Raw genomic sequence first — 20,238 nt, 5'->3', positions numbered from 1 at the left:
GTTTTTTTTCAACCTTATAAAATAATTGACTAGCTGTATGGGCTAGCGCCTCGGAAAAAAGAAAAAAACATGAATGAGGCAAAAAGCGCCTCAGTCATGTTTTCCTATTTTTCGGTCAGAGCTGAACGAGCCCATTCCGCTTTTAATTTATCTAGCTGTATGGGCTAGCGCCTCGGAAAAAAGATAAAACCTGAATGAGGCAAAAGCACCTCAGTCATGTTTTCCTATTTTTCAGTCGGAGCTGAACGAGCCCATTCCGCTTTTAATTTAGGAGGATTTTCTTTTGAAAAAAAGCATCGAAACTCGTGTACCATCTTTATTATTATTGATTGTTTTGGTTGGTTTCCCACAAATCAGTGAAACGATTTTTACACCGTCATTGCCGGATATTGCCTATGATTTTCAGGTATCGATGGCAACGGTCCAACTAACGTTGAGTATCTATTTTTTAGCCTTTGCTTTAGGGGTATTCTTTTGGGGCTGGTTGTCTGATTTTATCGGACGACGGAAAGCACTGTTGTTTGGCTTGTTATTTTATGGACTCGGCAGCTTTCTTTGTTTTCGAGCACCAACGATCGAGGTTTTGCTGCTAGCGCGATTTGTTCAAGCGTTTGGAGCAAGTACCGGTTCCGTTGTGACTCAGACGATACTACGGGAAAGTTACTCTGGTAATCAGCGTCATGCACTATTTGCACAAATATCAGCAGCACTGGCGTTCACTCCAGCGATAGGTCCATTGATTGGCGGGATTGTTGATCAGTCTTTTGGTTTTCGAGCTGTTTTCTTTGTACTAGTGTTGATGAGTATTTTGATTTTTTGCTACGCATTTTTACGTTTACCAGAAACACTTGAAGTAAATCAACGAGTATCGATAAAATTAGTACCAATCTGCAAACGCTTGTTAACAAATCAGAAGGTTTTGACTTATGGTTTTTTAATTGGGGCGATTAATGGCATATTATTCAGCTATTACGCAGAGGCGCCGTTTATTTTTATTGAACAGTTTCATTTATCAACCGCAATGTATGGCTTTTTAGGAATTGGTGTAGCTAGTGCTTCAATTTTAGGCTCATTATTGTCCAAACGATTGTTGACGATTTATCAGCCAGAAAAAATTATTCTGATTGGAATCGGAAATATGTTGCTTGGTGTAGTGTTTTTGCTGTTTGCCAGTGTAGTCACTGTTTTTCCAGAAATGCTTCAGTTTTGGCTGATACTGTTGGGACTGTTTATCATGCTGACTGGAATGGGAACGGCTTTGCCTAATTGTCTTAGTTTAGCATTGGTCGATTTTCAGGATGTGATTGGAACAGCTGGAGCGATCTTTAGTTTAGGCTATTATTTGCTAGTTAGCTTGTTTACATTTGGCATGAGTAAATTTCATAATGGAACGTTGCTGGCGATGCCGCTGTATTTTCTTGTGCTTGGTAGCGTGATGTTTTATTTAACACGAAAGTTTTTACTACCCAAGGCCAATCAGAGCTAAAAAAGTGATTTAAAAATGACTCAAAAATCATCTGCGTAAAAAATTGCGTGGATGTTTTTTGAGTGAGTGTTTTTTTGAGAGAATCTGTAAACGATAAATTTTTTGCTATACTCTAATGTGGAAGTGAAAAGTGAGGGGGAGTAACGTGAGAGAAATTTTACTACAGGCAATCGGATTTTGTTTTGTGATATTTTTGGGTTATTTAATGAAACGAATTGGTCTGTTGAGTAAAGCGGATGGTGGTACGCTATCTGTTATTATTGTAAACATTACTTTGCCGGCAACGGTAATCGTTAGCTTAGCTAGTGTTGTGGTTTCTGAAACGTTATTTTTTTTACTAGTGATGGGCATTATCTTGAATATTTTGGTGATTATGATCGGTAGCCGAGCAAGTAAAAAACGACCTGTCTTAGAACAAAAATTTCAGATGTACTCAATGTCAGGATATAATATCGGTAATTTTAGTTTGCCATTTATACAAGGCTTTTATCCCCTAGCAGTCCCGTTTTTATTGATGTTTGATATAGGAAATAGTGTGATGCTGACAGGTGGAAGCACCTTGTTGATCGATAAAATGGTTGGAACCAAGGAAGAGACGACCTTGAAAAAAATTGTTTTATCTTTATTTAAGTCCGCTCCTTTTACTGTCTATATGATCATGCTCTTATTACGAATCGGTCAGGTTGGGCTTCCTGTAGAGGTTTTAGGGATATTAGAAATGGTCGCTAAAGCGAATGGCTTTTTATCGATGTTTATGCTTGGTTTGTATTTTGAATTGCGCTTGCCTAAAAAAGCCATGCACTTAGTTAAAGAAGTGTTAGTTTGGCGTTATTTATGTGGCATTTTCTTTGCCCTACTCTTTGCTTTTGTCATTCCGCTAAGTCCTTTGCTGCGGGTAGTTTTAGTTGTATTAAGTGTGGCACCGATGCCTACATTTTCGGTGATCAACAGTGTCAAAGCCGGAATGCCGGAAGAAACGGTCGGATTTACTTCGTCTATAAGTATTCTGATCAGCTTAGTATTGATGACGTTTGTGATGATGTTGATGGGGTAAAAATGGAAAATAGGTTTAGAATTAAAAAAGAGGCTGGGCTATAACTCTATGAGTTACATCCCAGCCTCAAGGAATCCGAATAAACGGTGGGAGCAGAAGCAACTCCTTCGGAAATAAGCTGAAATTCACAAAAATTTGAAAAACAATTTTCGTGAATTCCTTCTTATTTCTCGGGATTAAACACTTCTGTCCCATCCTCTAAATGTTTGGAAAAAAGTAGATTGTTACGGTCGTTCCTTTGCCTGTTTTCAATCAGTTAACAATCAAGCGCTCCGCTATTTGGAAATCGCCTTCATAAGGTGTATCCTCTCCGCTGACTTTTTGGTATAGATCAGCGCCTTTACCGGCTAGAATCACAGCATCTGTCGGTTGGCTCATTGCTAGAGCTTCCTTGATTGCTTCACTACGATCAACGATGATTTCAACAGGAATATCTGTTGTGATGTAGCTTTGGATCTCTTGACAGATCATCATTGGATCTTCATCAGCTGGATCATCGGTCGTTAAAATCGCGACATCTGCCAGTTCAGATAAAACGGTTCCGAAATCTTTACGTCTGGAGATCGCTTTATTTCCAGTACTGCCGATAAGAACAAGCAGGCGACCATTAGGATGTTCTTCTTTGACAAAGGCTAGAAGATTCTTTAAACTGTCATAATTGTGTGCATAATCGACATAGATTTTGGCGCCATTTATATTGGTTAACAACTCCATACGGCCAGGGACGGTCGTTTCTTTGATACCTTGTTGACAATCACTACGCACAGCTCCGACTAAAGCACTGGCAAGAACTGCACTTAATGCATTGCCTTTATTGAAATCACCGCCTAAGCGCAATTGATAGTCACCGGTGACAGATAAGGTATCCTTTGTAGCTTTGATAGAAAAAGCCAATGAATCATCGATGCTTGTGTGATAACTATAATCAGTTTCTGCTGATTGTTGATTGCCATAAACGATATAGGGTACTTTGTGGAGCTCAGCTGTTTCTTTTAATAATTGAAAGTAATCAGATTCATGATTTAAGATGATCGTCTTTGAGTGCTTGATTAATTGACGTTTACAGTAAAAATAATCGTCAAAAGTTGGGTGCTCAATCGGACTGATATGATCAGGTGTAATATTTAGGAAAATACCCACATCAAAAAATAAACCATAGACACGATTGGTTTTATAGGCTTGTGATGATACTTCCATAATAAAGTGAGTCATCTTATTGTCAACCGCTTCAGCCATCATTTTATAAAGATCAAGAGATTCTGGTGTAGTTAAATGAGATTTAAAAAATGTTTGACCGTCTAAGGTAGAGTTCATTGTAGACAGCATCGCTGTTTTTTTATTGGTTGTCTGATCTAAAATAAATTTAGTGAAATAAGCAGCTGTTGTTTTCCCTTTGGTACCAGTAAATCCGATTAGTTTTAATTTGTTTTGTGGATAGTCATAAAAAGCCATGCTTAAGATAGCCATCGCCTTCTTGATGTCAGTCACAATGATCCCAAGTTCTGCTGAGACGTTATCATAAGGCTGCTCTGCTACATAAACCTCCAGACCAGAATGAACGGCTTGTTCTAAATAAACGGATTTGAAATTTAGTCCTTTGCAGAAGAAAAGCGTCTCTTTGTTTACTGCACGGGAATCATAAGAAAGTGTGTCAAACATTTTATCATTCAATGAGGTCGGCAAGGTCAAAGACCAGCCCTCTGCTGAAATAAATTCTTTTAAAAGGTGTTCTTTAAGTAAACATTCACGGATTTTTTTTAAAGAAATAGTCATCATTATGCCTCCAAGCGGTATCTAAAATCTGAATGTAACATTTTTGGATAGAAAACTTTAGAAATTCATCATACAATTTAAACGACAAAACTTCAAGATGCTTGGTTGAGGGATGAAAAAATCATTAAGATAAAGGATCAATTTTAGTAGGTTAGGAAACTTTTAAAATAACAATAATATATATTGTGTATTTAATGTAAATAAAGAAATAAAGAAAAAATAAAGGGTCGAAACAACACTTTATTCCTTAAATATAGGCAAAAAAGAAATAATTGCAACGGGAGATGTTCTTTGATTTTTAGATATTTTTATAATGATAACTAACGTTTTTTTAAGAAATATACAGGCAAAATATAAATTAGTTAATTTATTCAAGAAAGTCGTTGCATATACTTGGTTTAACAATTAAAATAAAGAAAGCATGTTCAAAGAAAGTTGGAGGAGTTAAATGATAAATCAACCAAATCCTGCTGATCAACCGATCTTAACTAACCAAGAAAAAATGGTTAGAGGATCTGCTTGGATGACAGCTAGTAATATAATTTCTCGTTTGTTGGGTGCGGTCTATATTATCCCATGGTATGCATGGATGGGAGAGCACGCCAATGAAGCAAACGCTTTATCTTCAATGGGGTATACTATATATGCTCTCTTTTTATTAATTTCTACAGCAGGAATTCCTGGAGCAATTGCAAAGCAGACTTCTTACTACAATTCATTGAATGAATATAAGATCAGTCGTCGCCTTTTTTACAAAGCACTTCAATTAATGGCTACTTTAGGGGCTATTTCTGCAATCATCATGTATCTTTTTTCACCATTACTGGCAAAATGGTCAGGTGGTGGAACAGAATTGGTCCCAACAATGCGTGCATTAAGTTTAGCAGTGTTGATTTTTCCTTGTATGAGCGTGGTTCGTGGCTATTTCCAAGGGAATCAAGATATGATGCCCTTTGCTTTATCACAAATCGTTGAACAAGTCGCCCGCGTGTTTTATATGCTATTGACCGCATTCATCATCATGAAAGTTTATGAGGGGAATTATGTCGATGCAGTAACGCAATCGACACTTGCTGCATTTATTGGAATGCTCGCTAGTTTTGTTGTTTTATTCTTCTATATTCGTAAACAAAAACCAATGTTCGATTATCTTGAGGCGCATAGTGCTAATGAACACGAGGCTTCAACGAGAGATTTATTAACAGAAACATTAAAAGAAGCGATTCCTTTTATCATCGTTGGATCAGGTGTGACAGTCTTTAAATTAGTCGATCAATTTACTTTTTCTAATTTTATGAATACATTTACCGCATATTCAGGCAGTCAATTACGCACACTGTTTGCGATTTTTAATGCGAATCCAGATAAACTAACAATGGTCGTGATTGCTTTAGCAACCTCGATCTCAGCCACTGGACTACCTTTGATTACAGAAGCGATTACGTTGAAAAAATATCGGGATTTGTCGAAGTTGATCAGTAATAATTTACAGTTATTTATGTTTGTGATGTTGCCTGCAACGTTTGGTATGATTGTTTTGGCAAAACCACTTTATACAATGTTTTATGTCCCAGATGCTTTAGGTGTGTCGGTCTTGATCCAGGCATGTTTTGCAGGTTTGTTTATGGGACTTTATATGTTGTCGTCTACAATGTTGATGGGGATGTATGAGAATAAAGCTGCAATCAAGTACTTTGGTTTAGGACTAGCAGTGAAATTGCTCATTCAATATCCAAGTGTGCGACTATTTGAAGTATATGGTCCACTGATTGCAACGATGATCGGTTTTACTTTATCGTGTGTGTTGATCATGAGAAGAATCAAAAAAGTCAGCCATTTTAATTTGGGGTTAACTTTACGACGTGGGTTATTGATTTTCTTGATCACATTAGTAATGATGATCGCAGCAATCGTGATGAGACAATTCTTGTATCTATTCTTAGATCCAACAAGTAAATTCCAATCCTTTGTGATCATTCTGATCGTAGCAGCATTTGGTGGAGCAGTTTATGGCTATATCACATTGAAACTGCGCTTAGCAGACAAACTATTAGGCGCAAAAATAGGTAAAATTCGCCGTAAATTGAAAATAAAATAGAACCAACCAAATAGCGGGGCGTAATGCTCCGCTATTTGATTTGAAACATGTTGAGGAACATAATGACATTAGGAGTAGATGCTGCTTGCTTCTGCGTTTATTCGTCGTACGAAAAGGCTTGGTACAAGGTGAAAGGGAACCTTGTTACCTATAATTTAAGGAGGAGCATATGCGTTTAGATAAATTTCTTGCTGAAACAGGTATTGGCAGTCGTAAAGAAGTCAAACAGCTATTGAAAAAAAGTCTAGTAACTGTAAATGATCAAGTCGTCAAAGACGGTAAAACTCAAATCGCTGAAAAACAAGATATCATTAAGTTTGCAGGAGAAGAACTAACTTATCAACAATACTACTACTATATGCTGCATAAGCCTCAAGGGGTGATTTCAGCAACAGAAGATAAATGGGATCAAACAGTGATCGACCTGTTGCGGGATGAAGATTATCGAGAGGATTTATTTCCTGTTGGTCGTTTGGATAAAGATACTGAAGGGTTGCTACTATTGACAAATGATGGGCAACTAGCGCATCAATTACTATCTCCTAAAAAGCATGTTGATAAAGAATACCTTGCAACTGTTCAAGGGATCGTAACGAAAGATGATATTCTTCAATTTGCAGCTGGATTTGCGTTAACCAACAAAGAGTTGGTCAAACCAAGTAAGCTAATGATTGACTCTATAAATGAGAAAGAGGATCAATCAGAAATTCGTTTGATCATTCAAGAAGGAAAATTTCATCAAGTAAAACGGATGTTTGAAGCCGTAGATAAAAAAGTTGTTTATCTAAAGCGATTGCGGATGGGAAATCTATGCTTGGATGAGGAATTGGCGCTTGGAGAATACAGAGCTTTAACCGAAAAAGAACTTGAAGGATTAACGATGAATAATTAAAAATCATATCAAAATACAAGTGAACGAGGTTACCTGCATTAAAGTAATCACGTCCACTTGTATTTTCTTTGACTAGTAGGGCAATACAGGTATATACTTCAATTGACTAAGGAGTCAATGAGGAGGAGTAATCAAATGAAGGCGATTGAACTTAAAGGATTGACTAAACTATATAAAAAACAACCAGCCATCGATCAAGTAGCTCTATCTGTAGAAAAAGGGGAAATTTATGGTTTTATCGGACCAAACGGTGCAGGGAAATCAACAACGATCAAAGCGATGCTGAATTTTATTTATCCAGATCAAGGAGCGGCTACTTTACTGGGCTTGGATAGTATTAAAGATGCTAAAGAAATTCGCAAACGAACAGGCTATGTCTCAAGTGATGTCCGTTTTTATCCTAACATGACTACACTTGAAGTGCTTAAGTATGTAGCTGAATTTCATCAACTAAAAAATAGTAAACAGCAAATCGATTACTTTATTGAGTTGTTCGATATCGATGCTAAGAAAAAAATGTCTGATCTGTCTTTAGGGAATAAAAAGAAAATCGCGATCACAGCAGGGATTTTACCTAATCCGGAATTATTGATTCTAGATGAACCGACGAATGGCTTAGACCCACTGATGCAGCATCGCTTGTTTGAAGAGCTGGAAAAATACAATCAAAAAGGCATGACGATCTTTTTATCCAGCCATGATTTAAATGAAGTCCAACAACACGCACATCGGGCCGCGTTTATTCGCCAAGGGGAAATTATTACGGTACAAGATATTACTAAAGAAAAAGCGTTAGGTAAGGTTATCACATTGACTGGAGATCATATCCCACTATCCTTATTTGAAAAAATCGGTGCGGCTATTTTAAAACATCAAGGAAATGAGACACGCTTGCTATATGAAGGGGATCTACATAAAGTGTTGCCGCTGTTAGCTGATCCTTCGATTCAAGATTTTACGGTCACAAATCCTGAACTGGAAGATCAATTTATGGCGTTATATGAAGGAGGCGATGGACAATGATTACAGCTAAAATCGAAAGCAAGTCTTTGCTAAAAGGGTTGATTATTTGGACTATTTTATTTGCTGTGATTATTTTTGGCTTTAGCGCAGTCTATCCTCAAATGCACAGTTCAGCGATGGAAGATCTTTTAGGTGCGAAACTAGGGGGTCTATCTCCGGCTTTATTAAAAACATTCAATATTAGCGTAAACGGACAAACAAGCTTTTTAGTAGCTACTGGTTTTTTCGGGTACTATTTTCAATATATGTTTTTGGCAGCGTCCATTTATGCCATGATGCTCGGAAGCCAAGCACTGATTAAAGAAGAGACTGATGGCACGATTGAGTTCTTATATGCGCAGCCTGTGACACGCAAAGGAATCGTTACGAGTAAATTCATAGGAAATCTATTTATTTTAGCAGCATTTTGGTTGATCTCATTTGGTGTTTCTGTAGGCTCCACCTTACTCTATCGTCAATCAACTGATTCTGTTGCGACGATCACTAGAGAAATTAGTAAGATCTTTATGCAAGAAAGTTTGATTTTACTATTTTTCCTAACGCTGGGTTTTTTTGTTTCTACATTTTTAAAATCCAGCAAACAAAGCACCAGTGTTTCATTAGGTATTGTTTTTGGTTTTTATTTAATTGGAATTTTTTCTGATTTGAATGATTCATTTAGCTGGGCAAAGAATATTTCTCCCACACATATGGGGATTCCCAGTAACTTGCTGGATAAGGGATTATCTGCTGGACATGTCATTTTATTGAGTATCCTGATTGTTTTATTCCTAGGCGGAACGTATATGGTTTACCAACGGAAGGATTTGATAGTCTAGTGAAAGAAATCAACATCGATCAACAAAAATACGAGCGAATTTTACAAGCGGCATTAAAGCGGTTCGCAACTTATGGCTACCAAAAGGCAAATACAGATGAAATAGCGCGTGATGCTGGCGTTTCTAAAGGATTGATTTTCCACTATTTTGGTAAAAAACAAGTGCTGTATGAACGAACGATCAGTGGTGTGATTGATTTTTTAAATGAACAATCAAACGATTTATTTACAAAGCAGTATATGAACTTGGTAGAAGTCGTTGTCGTATCGACTCGGTATAAAATAAAATTAGAACAGGAATATCCTGATCATCTTCATTTGCTGATTGCGGCATATACACAAAAGCATAGCTTGCCTGAGACAATTCAAGTGAAGTTAGCGCGATATATGGATGGAAATATGAAAATTGCGAATCAGCTTTTGCCGAGCATCGTTGAACAATTACCGATAAAAAAAGAGCTTGCACAGCAAGATGTTGTTCAGCTAGTATTAGGTGTTGTTAACCAAATTTCTGTGGAGAGTTTGCAGTTTATAAGAGCTCACCCAGAAGTAACAGAGGTCAAACAAATGCAGTTTTTAACTGAACGAGCAGAGATTTATATGAAGATTTTACAAACAGGATTTCTAGAAAATAAAGCAGAGGAAAAATGATTATCGTTTCTCCTCTGCTTGTTTCATGTAATAAGGTAAGTTTTTGCTGATTTCAGTTGGCAACACCACATACTTTTCTTTCCCCAACGCTTCTCCAATGAAACTATGAAGATAAACAGCAGCACAAAGAGCTGCTTCTTTGTCTTGAAACTGAGCTAGAAAGCCAGTGATCATCCCTGCAAGTGTGTCACCCATTCCGCCAGTTGCCATAGCTGGAGTTCCTAGAGGATTTCTATAGTGTGAAGAGGCCGTATAAATTTCTGTCCGATGGCTTTTTAAAATAATCGTTGCCCCCAACTGCTTTTGAATAGCTTGATTGTTTGCAACGGTTTGCTCAATGATTTCAAGTCCACTTAACCGTTGCCACTCCATTTGATGTGGTGTGAATACTACTTGTTTTGGATAGTTTAAGGAATAATTATTTTGAGCGAATAAGGTAATGGCTGATCCATCAATCACGAGCCATTGTGATGACTGTTGCTGTTGTAAGACTTTGGCTAAAATTTGTTGACTATGCGTAGTTAAACCTAAACCAGGTCCAATCAAAATGACATCCGCTGTATCAATTAAGTCACTGAATGCTTGGCTGATCGTCCAATCCAGCACCATCGCTTCAGGTAAACGAACATGAAGGGCGGTGTGATTTTTTTCTGCTGTAATGACTGAAGTTAAACCGCACCCCGCTTTGACACAAGCTTCTGCACTCATGATGATTGCTCCGCCATACGTTTCATTTCCACCAATCAATACCGATCGCCCAAAGGTTCCTTTGTGAGAATCTTGCGGGCGAGCTTGGATCACCGCAGTCAGATTTTCTTGTGATAGTTCCTTCATCTAGATTTCCTCCTTGAGTGATTTACCTTCAGTATAAATCTGTTTCGAATGAAGCGCAAAATATTACAGAAAAAACTGTTCCTGCCTTTTTCTTTTAAGCCAGTTAGTGGTATGATGGGAAGGTAGAATAATGAATTGGAGTGACTAAAAAATGACAATTGATTGGCAAAAAGAAGTAGACGCACGTAAAGATGCGCTATTAGAAGATTTACAAAATTTATTACGTATCAATAGCGAGCGTGATGACTCAAAAGTAACACCAGATGCACCATTTGGACCAGGACCTGTTGCTGGCTTAAAACATATGTTAGCGTATGGCGAACGTGATGGATTTGTTGTGAAAAACGTTGATAACTACGCTGGACATATCGAGTATGGTGAAGGCGATGAAACATTAGGGATTTTCGGGCATATGGACGTTGTACCTGCTGGAGACGGTTGGTCTACAGACCCGTATGAGCCAGTAATTAAAGACGGGAAAATCTTTGCCCGTGGTTCAAGTGATGATAAAGGCCCAAGTATGGCGGCTTATTATGCATTAAGAATCATCAAAGATTTAGGTGTACCATTATCTAAAAAAGTTCGTTTTGTCGTAGGTAGTGACGAAGAAAGCGGCTGGGGCGATATGGATTATTACTTCAAGCACGAAGAAAAACCTGACTTTGGTTTCTCTCCTGATGCAGAATTTCCGATCATCAATGGTGAAAAAGGGAATGTATCATTATACGCTCGTTTTGGCGGATCAAGCGAAGGTGAATATGATTTAGAAAGCTTTAACGCTGGTTTACGTGAAAATATGGTTCCAGGTACAGCAACGGCTGTGATCACTGTTCCAACTGCCGAAGCGGCTGAAAAAATGCAAGGCGCATTTAGCGTTTTTGTCGATGAAGAACCGATTTCTGGTGAGTTAGAAGCAAATGGTACAACTGTAACGCTCAAAGTTGTCGGGAAAGGCGCACACGGCGCTAGCCCGCAATCTGGGATCAATGCGGCGACATTCTTAGCAGTATTCCTAAACAGTTATGGATTTGCTGGGGCAGCGAAAGAATTTATCCAAGTGGCAGCAACACTTGTTCACGAAGATTTCTATGGTGAAAAATTAGGCGTCGCTTTTGAAGATGCTAAAATGGGTAAATTGACAATGAACGCTGGTTTATTCATCTTCAAAAAAGGTGCTGAAGAAGGCAACTTTATGAGCCTGAATTTCCGTTACCCTAAAGGTACAACAGCCGCTGATTTAGAAGCTGGTGTGACATCTACAGCAGGCGGGATTGGTGCAGAAATCGTTCAAGGCGGACGCAATCAAGAACCACATTATGTGCCAGCGGATGATCCATTGGTTGAAACGTTGTTACAAGTTTACGAAGATCATACGGGTCAAAAAGGTCATGAACAAATCATCGGTGGCGGAACTTACGGACGTTTACTAAAACGTGGTGTGGCGTATGGCGCAATGTTCCCAGGCTATACAGATACAATGCACCAAGCCAATGAATTTATGGCGTTGGATGATTTATTCCGTGCGACAGCTATTTATGCGGATGCGATTTATCGTTTGGCGAAATAAATTTAGCTACTATAATCTAAAAATAAATCTAAAACCTGACAGACAGTTGTCAGGTTTTTTTCTGTACAATAGAAACAAGTCGTTAGAAACATCGGACATTTTCAAGTATACTTATAAACATACTTAAAAATAATGAAAGATTACCTAAAGATAAATAGCACATGCATACAAAAAAATGAGGTGAATAAATGATTAATTTTCAAAACGTATCAAAAAAATACAACGACCAATTAGTATTGGAAGATTTCGATGTCTCCATTGAAGACGGAGAATTTTTTGTCTTAGTCGGCCCAAGTGGAAGCGGAAAAACAACCACGTTAAAAATGATCAATCGCTTGATTGAACCAACCGATGGAGATATCTATTTTAACGATCAAAGATTGATTGATTATAATCTGAAAGAACTACGCTTAACAATCGGCTACGTCCTTCAGCAAATTGCACTATTCCCAAATTTAACAGTTGCTGAAAACATCGAATTGATCCCAGAAATGAAGCATTGGAATAAAGCCAAAAGACGAGAAAGAACCGAAGAATTGCTGAGAAAAGTCAGTTTATCACCAGAAGAATATCTCCACCGGAAACCAGCAGAATTATCTGGTGGAGAACAACAACGTATCGGCATTTTAAGAGCGATCGCAGCCAAACCAGATATCATTTTAATGGATGAACCTTTTAGTGCGTTAGATCCGATTTCACGAGGGCAATTGCAATTACTAATCAAAGAACTGCATAAAGAACTAGCCAGCACAGTTGTTTTTGTGACCCACGATATGAATGAAGCCTTACTTTTAGGTGATCGAATTTGTGTGATGAAAGATGGTAAAATCGTTCAAACAGATACGCCGGAAGAAATTAAAAGTCATCCGGCCAATGAATTTGTAGCGCAGTTCTTCCAACATGAACACGCCAATTTAGAAAATTATTGCGCAGAAGATTTATTAGCATCTGGGTTTATAGAAGATGGACAAGTAGATAGTGAAACAACCGTGAATTTAGGCACCAATCTACCAACTGTGATTCGCTTGCTTGTAGATGGAAAAACGGTTGTCCTAGTTGACGAGAAAGGGCCTATCGGTGAAATCACGGATCGAACGATTTTACGCTTCTTAGAGACGAAGATAGAAAAAGGTGATCAATAATATGGGAAAACTGATCGAAACATTCGTTGCTCGTAAAGAGGACTTTATCCAAGCAGTTGTCGAGCATATCCAACTATCGTTACTGTCATTACTGATAGCGATTCTTATAGCGATTCCATTAGCGATTTTACTGACGAATTATAAAAAAGTCGCTGAGTTTGTTCTACAAATCACTGGGATTTTCCAAACGATTCCATCTTTAGCGTTACTTGGTTTATTGATTCCAGTGATCGGTATCGGTAGTCCGCCAGCAATCGTTGCCTTAGTGATTTATGCACTATTTCCGATTTTGCAAAATACCTACACAGGTTTGACCGAAATCGATCCTTCACTAGAAGAAGCCGCCGAAGCTTTTGGGATGAATAAAAGAGAAAAACTGATTAAATTTGAGTTGCAGTTGGCTTTACCTTATATCATTTCAGGAATTCGTACAGCAACAGTCATGATCATTGGTACGGCAACGCTTGCGGCTCTGATCGGTGCAGGCGGTTTAGGGACCTTTATTTTACTAGGGATCGATCGAAACAATGTGTACCTGATCTTGATCGGTGCCATTTCTTCTGCTGTCTTGGCGGTCTTGTTTAACTTCGGGATCCATTTATTAGAGAAAGCAACAGTCAAGCGAATCGTAGCTGCATTCATAGTATTGCTAGCTTTATTAGTGGGATCGTTTGTCTACACCCACCAAGAAGCAGAACAAAAAGAAATCACAGTTGCAGGAAAATTAGGCGCAGAGCCAGATATCTTGATTAACATGTACAAAGAATTAATTGAAGCAAATAGCGATATCCATGTAAACTTAAAATCAAACTTTGGGAAAACAAGCTTCCTATTTAATGCACTAAAATCTGGTGAAATCGATGTCTATCCTGAGTTTACTGGAACCGTTCTTGAAACATTTTTGAAGGACAATAAGAACACTTCTAATGACCCAAGAGAAGTGTACGAATACGCACGAGATCAAATCAAAAAACAAGAAAATATGGATTATTTAGAACCAATGCGTTATGAAAATACCTATGCTGTCGCAGTTAAACGATCATTTGCGGAAGAAAATGGGCTAAAAACAATCGAAGATTTGAAAAAAGTTGAAAGTCAGTTAAAAGCTGGTTTTACCCTAGAATTTATTGATCGTGAAGACGGCTATAAAGGGTTACAAAAACTGTATAACTTGAATTTCGATGTCAAGTCGATGGAGCCATCGTTACGTTACCAAGCGATCAATAATGGGGATGTCAATGTGGTGGATGCTTATTCGACCGATAGTGAATTGAAACAGTACGATTTGGTGATTTTAAAAGACAATAAACGACTATTTCCACCGTATCAAGGAGCGCCATTGCTGAAAACTGAGACACTTGAGAAATATCCGGAATTAAAAGAATTATTGCAGCCATTGGTTGGTAAGATCACGGAAGAAGAGATGAGTGAGATGAATTACCTGGTCAATGTGGAGCAAAAAGATCCAGCGACGGTTGCGCATGATTATTTGGCGGAGCATAAGATGTTGGGAAAATAGTAACTGATAAATGAACAAATACAACGTGGGAGATGAATCGCCATCTTCCTTGTTGTAGCTATAAGATTACAAAAAAAGTCGGTACTGATACACTGACTCTTTAGTTGAGCGTTGACTAAAGCCGATAGATTGTTGCATTGATACTATCTTACTTTAACGTGGAAGATAGTGTTTTTTTGTCTAGCATCACGAACTAACCCCATCGACAAATAGATAAAGTCACACAAAGATTAAAAGCATCATTGCATGACTTTCCTAATTTACTTTAAGGGTTAAACGAGTTCGTTCTGTTTTTCTGTATCAAAAATCAAAGTGATAAAGAGTTTAATCGCTTCGACAATATAGTAAGCCACAAGCGTGACTACTATTTTCGAAGCGATATCTTTTAACAAATCTTTTAAGGACCGCTTTTCCTAAGCAATAAAGGCATATATTTTTTTGATTATATAAATTTATACGCAAACATGATTTAAGCAAAAGAACTAATCTAATACAAACCAAAGTTTCAAGTCCGTAATAGCAAACGGACTCGAAGGTTTTTTCCATGCTGATAGTTTACTTTTCTCATAATAAAGTAATTTTTACCAAAAAGAAATGCAAATTCCTCCAACTTTCGCTATAATAAAGAAAATAACCAAAACAGGAAGTGTAGCTAAACATGAAAAAAGCAGACCGACAACGGTTGATCAAGCAACTGATCACAGAAAATGAAATAGAAACCCAAGACGACCTGATTGCACTTCTTGAACAATCCGGTGTCAAAGCAACTCAAGCTACTGTTTCAAGAGATGTACGTGAAATGAGCATCGTTAAAACGCATGGCTCAGATGGTCGAGTAAAGTATGCCCTATTCTCGCAACAACAAGCATCCAGCAGTGAGGAAAAGCTAAAAGAATCTGTGAAAGATTCAGTGATTCGCATGGAACGTGTCCAATTTATGGTAATCGTCCATACAGATATGGGCGCAGCCGATGTCGTAACGAATTTTTTAGATGAAGTCAGTTATGAAGAAATTGCTGGAACTGTCGCAGGAGTCGATACAATCATTATTATTGCTCGTTCGGAAGATGACGCAATCGCCGTCGTTGAACGTTTTGAAGCGATGATGGATTAAAACATAACCAATCAAAAAATGAAGGGAGATTTGGTTGCATGGATTTGAAAGCGTTACAAAACGGGTCAGATATAAGAGGAATAGCAGTAGAGCACGAGGAAAAAACAGCGAACTTAACACCAATGCAAGTCGGGAAAATTGCAGTAGGAATGGTTCATTGGCTTCGTGATGAGAAAAATTTAGCTGAAAAATATCAATCGGGGAACTTAAAAATCGGTATCGGTCATGATAGTCGTATTTCAGCGGATAGCTTGAAACAAGCATTGATCGACAGCTTCGTTGCGCAAAACGTTGAAGTGTTAGATTTTGGTTTAGCGACAACGCCAGCCATGTTTATGGCTACTCAATTTCCACAATATGACTGTGATGCAACGATTATGATCACAGCCAGTCATTTGCCGTATTATTTTAATGGCTTGAAGCTATTCACTAAATCTGGTGGTGCAGAAACAGCGGATATTGCGTATATCTTAGAACACGCTGACGAACCTAGACTCGAAGTTGAAGGATCAGTAACTAAAACCTCAATTTTAGAGGATTATTCCGCGGATTTAACGGAAAAAATTCGTAAAGGCATGAAAACAGCAGAAGAAAAACCGCTAACTGGTTTTCATATTATAGTAGACGCTGGCAATGGCGCGGGCGGCTTCTTTGCTGGAAAAGTCTTAGCCAAACTTGGAGCAGACATCACAGGTTCGCAGTTTTTAGAACCTGACGGCATGTTCCCTAATCATATTCCAAATCCAGATAATAAGGAAGCCATGGCAAGCATCCAACAAGCTGTGTTGAAAAATAAAGCCGATCTAGGAGTGATTTTTGATACGGACGTGGACCGTTCAGCAGTGGTAGATGCATCGGGCGAGGTCATCAATCGAAATAATTTGATCGCTGTCCTATCAACAATCATTTTGGCTGAATATCCTGGCAGCAGTATTGTGACAAACTCACCAACCTCAAGTCATCTGAAAGAGTTTATCGAGTCAAAAGGTGGCGAACAAGTACGCTATATTTCTGGCTATCGCAACGTAATCAATAAAATGATTGAACTCAATGAAGAAGATATCGACACCCAATTAGCCATCGAAACAAGCGGACATGCAGCATTTAAAGAAAACTACTATTTAGATGATGGTGCCTATGTTATCGCTAAAATCCTGATGTTGTTGCCTAAATTAAAAAAAGAAGGCTCAACATTAGGAGATCTGATCAGCTCGTTAAAACAGCCAGCAGAAACCCAAGAACTACGCTTTGAAATTCTGGCAGGTCATGTCCGAGATTACGGTGAACAAGTGATTCGAGATTTAAGTGGGTTTGTTTTGAGTCAACGAGGCATGAAAGTCGATCCTGAAAATCATGAAGGAATTCGAGTAAATGTTTATGATGAGTATGGCAGTGGTTGGTTTTTACTGCGGATGAGTTTGCACGAACCATTATTAGTGTTACAAGTCGAAAATGATCAAGCTGGAATGAATGACCAAGTATTAAAAGAATTAGCGGGTTTCTTTGAAGGATATAAACAGTTGGATTTAGCTAAACTAAATGAATCATTGAAGAAATAATAAAAGCTAGGAAAGAACAAAACGCTCTCTCCTAGCTTGTTTAGCTTACCATAAACTCGGCTCAGCAACTGCCACAATCGCCTCTCCAGTAAATGGGTGGAATAGATGCAGTTCATAAGCATGCAGCATCAAGCGTCCATTAGGCTTTGGATGGTACAAAGGATCACCAACAATTGGATGCCCAATACTTGCTAAATGTACACGTATTTGATGCGTCCGCCCAGTTTCTAAAACGCAATAAACAGTTGTTTGATTGGTCTTTTTCACATAAGACGCAATGTCAACATGAGTAATAGCCATGTCACCATGTCGCTCATCAACGACTCGTTTTCGGCGATCATGTCGATCACGCCCAATTTTTTTACGGATAGTCAACGATTCCTTTAAATGACCTGAAACCACCGCTTGATAACGCCGATAGATTTGTTTACTTTCCAGTAATCGTCCTAGAATCGGCAATACGAAAGGATTTTTAGCAAATAAAATCGCACCACTTGTTTCTTTATCTAACCGATGGACCACATACGGTATTTGGTTCTTAGGTACTAAGTAAGCGGCTAAATGATTAAGTAGCGTGTCATTTTCGTCTGGTTGATTAGGGTGAGTTTTCATGCCAATCGGTTTATTTAAAATAATCAAATGTTCATCTTCAAATAAGACGTCAATGTTCGCTTTGTTTCCTAAAAGAATCGTGGGTATTGGATAATCTTCTGGTTCAAACTGTAAAGTAATGGTATCACCACTTCTTACAGAAAAATGAAACAATGCGGGCTCTCCGTTGACTACGACATTTTTTCGAGTGCGCAAAAAGTGTCGTACTTTGCGAGGAACTAACCATTCTTGTTCAAGTAGTTCTCGGACGGTTTGTTCTTTAAAATTTTTAGGTAATTGAATGGATAATTCCATTTGTTTTCCACCTTTTCAATAGCATTCTTTATTAGTTTAACAAATGGAAGGATAAGTGCAAGTGCTTAGGTAGAATTAAGTTGGAGGTAAGGAAGTTGTTCATTTTTGTGTGTAGGGGAAGCCAAAGGAAGCAATGTTCCAATGGTTTATTATCAAGTTACATTTTTTCACGATTCATAGCAATTCACAAGTAAGGAAACTTCTCTCCTTATGGTCGCCAAGTATTGTTCATCATCTACTCTGACGAAGTCAGTCGCAGTGATTCACAACAAAAAGACCCACTCTTTGGGGAAGAGTGGGAAAAGGAGTTAAAAATGAAAAAGTGTTTTGTTAGGGTTGTTTGTTGGTATACATATATAATACAAACTAAATATGAATTTTTTGTGTATTAAATTACCTCAAACTGTAAAGCTTTTCTAAAGAAGTATTTAAGTTTTGCAAAAAACAATTCTAACTAGTTACTCTTCATCGTATTGATCAAACGTTTCGTCCAACTAAAATCAGTTTTGGTGATTGTATCATCACCAAATTGTTTGCCATCTCGATCGATTCCATAAACGAACATGCCGCCTTTTTGGCCATCTTTTGGATTCCATTTTGCATAAGCATAAGCACGGCTTGTTTCATAAGGTTCTATAGTATCATTCCACCGATTGTGATCTTGTTCTTCTGGGAAAGAGATACCAGGAAGAAACTGTTGGGGGGTGATCGAAGTTTTATACGTATTCCACGTAGTATCTAAAGAAGCAGCAGAGCGGCCATAAGCTTGGACAAATAAATAGTCAAAGTAAGGCGCTGTTTTTTTAAATAAAGAGTGATTATCTTTATTTGTATCATAAATCAATAACTTTCCGGTCTTGGAATTTGGACCTAATTTTTTAGACAAGGCTTTGAAAGTACCAACAGCCATCTCTTCTTGCTTAGCGGTCAAACTAGATTCCATATCAACATCTAGTCCATCTAAGTTCCATGGTGTTAGATAAGTATCGATGAGCTGTTGTGCGTATTTATCATATTCAGCTGTTGTTGGTGTAGCACCTGCATGAGGGACATTCCAAACTTCTCTAATATCGATCGTTCGAATCACACGCGTTCCTCGAGCATGTAATGTCGGAACATAGGTGTCTTTCAGTGTATCCCAAAATTTCTGTTGATTCGTTCCTGGATTGACATAATGGAAAACAGAGACAATATCAACTTTATCTGGAATATCAGTCATCGCAGTGACATTTTGATCAGGTAATGTAGAATTTGCATCGTGAGGCATTGTAACGTCTCGCCAAGTTCGATAATAAGCCATCATGATCGGATCTTTTGGCGTTGCTTGTGCTGCATCTGACTGATCAGGCAGTAAACTAAAACTTAGTAAGAAGAAAATCGGAATAAGTAAAAATGTTAGTTTTTTAGACATAAAAATGCTCCTCTTCTGTTTTTTTGTAAAACGGTTACATTTCAAGGGAAGTGTAGCATAAAAAAATCTATAATAACAATTAGAGAGACTCAAACAAATGAACTAGGTAGAAGTTTCATGACTTAAAGCCTTAATTGAAAATTTTCTCAGAACAAAAAGAGACCCACTCTTTGGGGAAGAGTGGGAAAAAGGAGTTAAAAAATGAAAAAGTGTTTTGTTAGGGTTGTTTGTTGGTATGTGTATATAATACAAACTAAATATGAATTTTCTTTGTCTTATTTTGTTTAAAGTTGTAACTTTTTTCTAAAGCAATTATTAAGAATACTAATGTTGCTTGAGTTGAGGTATCAAGATGGGAAAATATTTATTAGAAAAAAATGAATATACGCCTA

At 37.9% G+C, this 20,238-nt stretch carries 16 protein-coding genes; 12 read left to right on the top strand and 4 right to left on the bottom strand.

The genetic code is table 11. From position 1 onward, the window contains the following. The first annotated feature begins 283 nt into the window (after positions 1–283). Together RV15_RS00185 and RV15_RS00180 are read left to right on the top strand one after the other, a co-directional pair. Positions 284–1,486, top strand: coding sequence for a multidrug effflux MFS transporter (locus tag RV15_RS00185; protein ID WP_071876047.1), 1,203 nt, complete (start codon positions 284–286; stop codon positions 1,484–1,486). A 145-nt stretch (positions 1,487–1,631) separates the two neighbouring features. Next, positions 1,632–2,540 (top strand): AEC family transporter, encoded by a 909-nt coding sequence (locus RV15_RS00180; RefSeq protein ID WP_083429046.1) that lies wholly within the window; start codon positions 1,632–1,634, stop codon positions 2,538–2,540. Positions 2,541–2,792: 252 nt separating this feature from the next. Here the strand turns inward: RV15_RS00180 and RV15_RS00175 are convergent, their stop codons facing one another. Then, positions 2,793–4,313, bottom strand: a complete 1,521-nt coding sequence (locus RV15_RS00175) for a UDP-N-acetylmuramoyl-L-alanyl-D-glutamate--L-lysine ligase (protein WP_071876046.1) — start codon at positions 4,311–4,313, stop codon at positions 2,793–2,795. A gap of 448 nt (positions 4,314–4,761) precedes the next feature. Here RV15_RS00175 and RV15_RS00170 point away from each other — a divergent pair, with 448 nt between their 5' ends. The 5 genes from RV15_RS00170 (at position 4,762) to RV15_RS00150 (ending at position 9,794) form a co-directional block, all read left to right on the top strand. Beyond that, on the top strand, positions 4,762–6,411 hold the full coding sequence (locus RV15_RS00170) for a putative polysaccharide biosynthesis protein (RefSeq protein WP_071876045.1): 1,650 nt from the start codon (positions 4,762–4,764) through the stop codon (positions 6,409–6,411). Between the two features lie 169 nt (positions 6,412–6,580). Next, positions 6,581–7,303, top strand: a complete 723-nt coding sequence (locus tag RV15_RS00165; RefSeq protein WP_071876044.1) for a pseudouridine synthase — start codon at positions 6,581–6,583, stop codon at positions 7,301–7,303. Between the two features lie 135 nt (positions 7,304–7,438). After that, a complete protein-coding gene (locus RV15_RS00160) occupies positions 7,439–8,326 on the top strand; it encodes an ABC transporter ATP-binding protein (protein ID WP_071876043.1) in 888 nt (295 codons plus the stop codon). Continuing rightward, entirely contained in the window at positions 8,323–9,144 is an 822-nt protein-coding gene (locus RV15_RS00155; protein ID WP_071876042.1) for an ABC transporter permease subunit, read from the top strand. The genes RV15_RS00160 and RV15_RS00155 overlap by 4 nt, the downstream gene beginning before the upstream one ends. After that, a complete protein-coding gene (locus tag RV15_RS00150) occupies positions 9,144–9,794 on the top strand; it encodes a TetR/AcrR family transcriptional regulator (protein ID WP_071876041.1) in 651 nt (216 codons plus the stop codon). Before RV15_RS00155 ends, RV15_RS00150 begins: the two co-directional genes overlap by 1 nt. On the opposite strand, the gene RV15_RS00145 is transcribed toward RV15_RS00150, so the two are convergent. Continuing rightward, positions 9,795–10,628 (bottom strand): NAD(P)H-hydrate dehydratase, encoded by an 834-nt coding sequence (locus RV15_RS00145; protein WP_071876040.1) that lies wholly within the window; start codon positions 10,626–10,628, stop codon positions 9,795–9,797. It abuts the gene before it with no gap. A gap of 151 nt (positions 10,629–10,779) precedes the next feature. Between RV15_RS00145 and pepV the strand changes: the two genes are divergently transcribed. The 5 genes from pepV to RV15_RS00120 all read left to right on the top strand — a co-directional run bounded on the left by pepV (position 10,780) and on the right by RV15_RS00120 (position 17,529). Continuing rightward, positions 10,780–12,195, top strand: a complete 1,416-nt coding sequence (gene pepV / locus RV15_RS00140) for a dipeptidase PepV (RefSeq protein ID WP_071876039.1) — start codon at positions 10,780–10,782, stop codon at positions 12,193–12,195. Positions 12,196–12,383: 188 nt separating this feature from the next. After that, a complete protein-coding gene (locus tag RV15_RS00135; protein ID WP_071876038.1) occupies positions 12,384–13,337 on the top strand; it encodes an ABC transporter ATP-binding protein in 954 nt (317 codons plus the stop codon). A gap of 1 nt (position 13,338) precedes the next feature. After that, entirely contained in the window at positions 13,339–14,856 is a 1,518-nt protein-coding gene (locus RV15_RS00130) for an ABC transporter permease/substrate-binding protein (protein WP_071876037.1), read from the top strand. A 658-nt stretch (positions 14,857–15,514) separates the two neighbouring features. Then, a complete protein-coding gene (argR, locus tag RV15_RS00125) occupies positions 15,515–15,970 on the top strand; it encodes an arginine repressor (protein ID WP_010763619.1) in 456 nt (151 codons plus the stop codon). 38 nt (positions 15,971–16,008) lie between these two features. Beyond that, positions 16,009–17,529: a phosphohexomutase domain-containing protein gene (locus RV15_RS00120; RefSeq protein WP_071876036.1), complete on the top strand. Its 1,521-nt coding sequence runs from the start codon at positions 16,009–16,011 to the stop codon at positions 17,527–17,529. A 45-nt stretch (positions 17,530–17,574) separates the two neighbouring features. Here the strand turns inward: RV15_RS00120 and RV15_RS00115 are convergent, their stop codons facing one another. Both RV15_RS00115 and RV15_RS00110 read right to left on the bottom strand, forming a co-directional pair. Then, the gene (locus tag RV15_RS00115; RefSeq protein ID WP_071876035.1) at positions 17,575–18,435 is read right to left on the bottom strand and encodes an RluA family pseudouridine synthase; all 861 of its coding nucleotides are present in this window, start codon (positions 18,433–18,435) and stop codon (positions 17,575–17,577) included. Positions 18,436–18,889: 454 nt separating this feature from the next. Continuing rightward, the gene (locus tag RV15_RS00110) at positions 18,890–19,846 is read right to left on the bottom strand and encodes an endo-beta-N-acetylglucosaminidase family protein (RefSeq protein WP_071876034.1); all 957 of its coding nucleotides are present in this window, start codon (positions 19,844–19,846) and stop codon (positions 18,890–18,892) included. Positions 19,847–20,238 lie beyond the last annotated feature (392 nt).

This window comes from Enterococcus silesiacus (genome assembly GCF_001886225.1).
GTDB classification, from domain to species: Bacteria; Bacillota; Bacilli; order Lactobacillales; family Enterococcaceae; genus Enterococcus_L; species Enterococcus_L silesiacus.
This window is presented reverse-complemented; position numbering and strand designations above follow the sequence as displayed.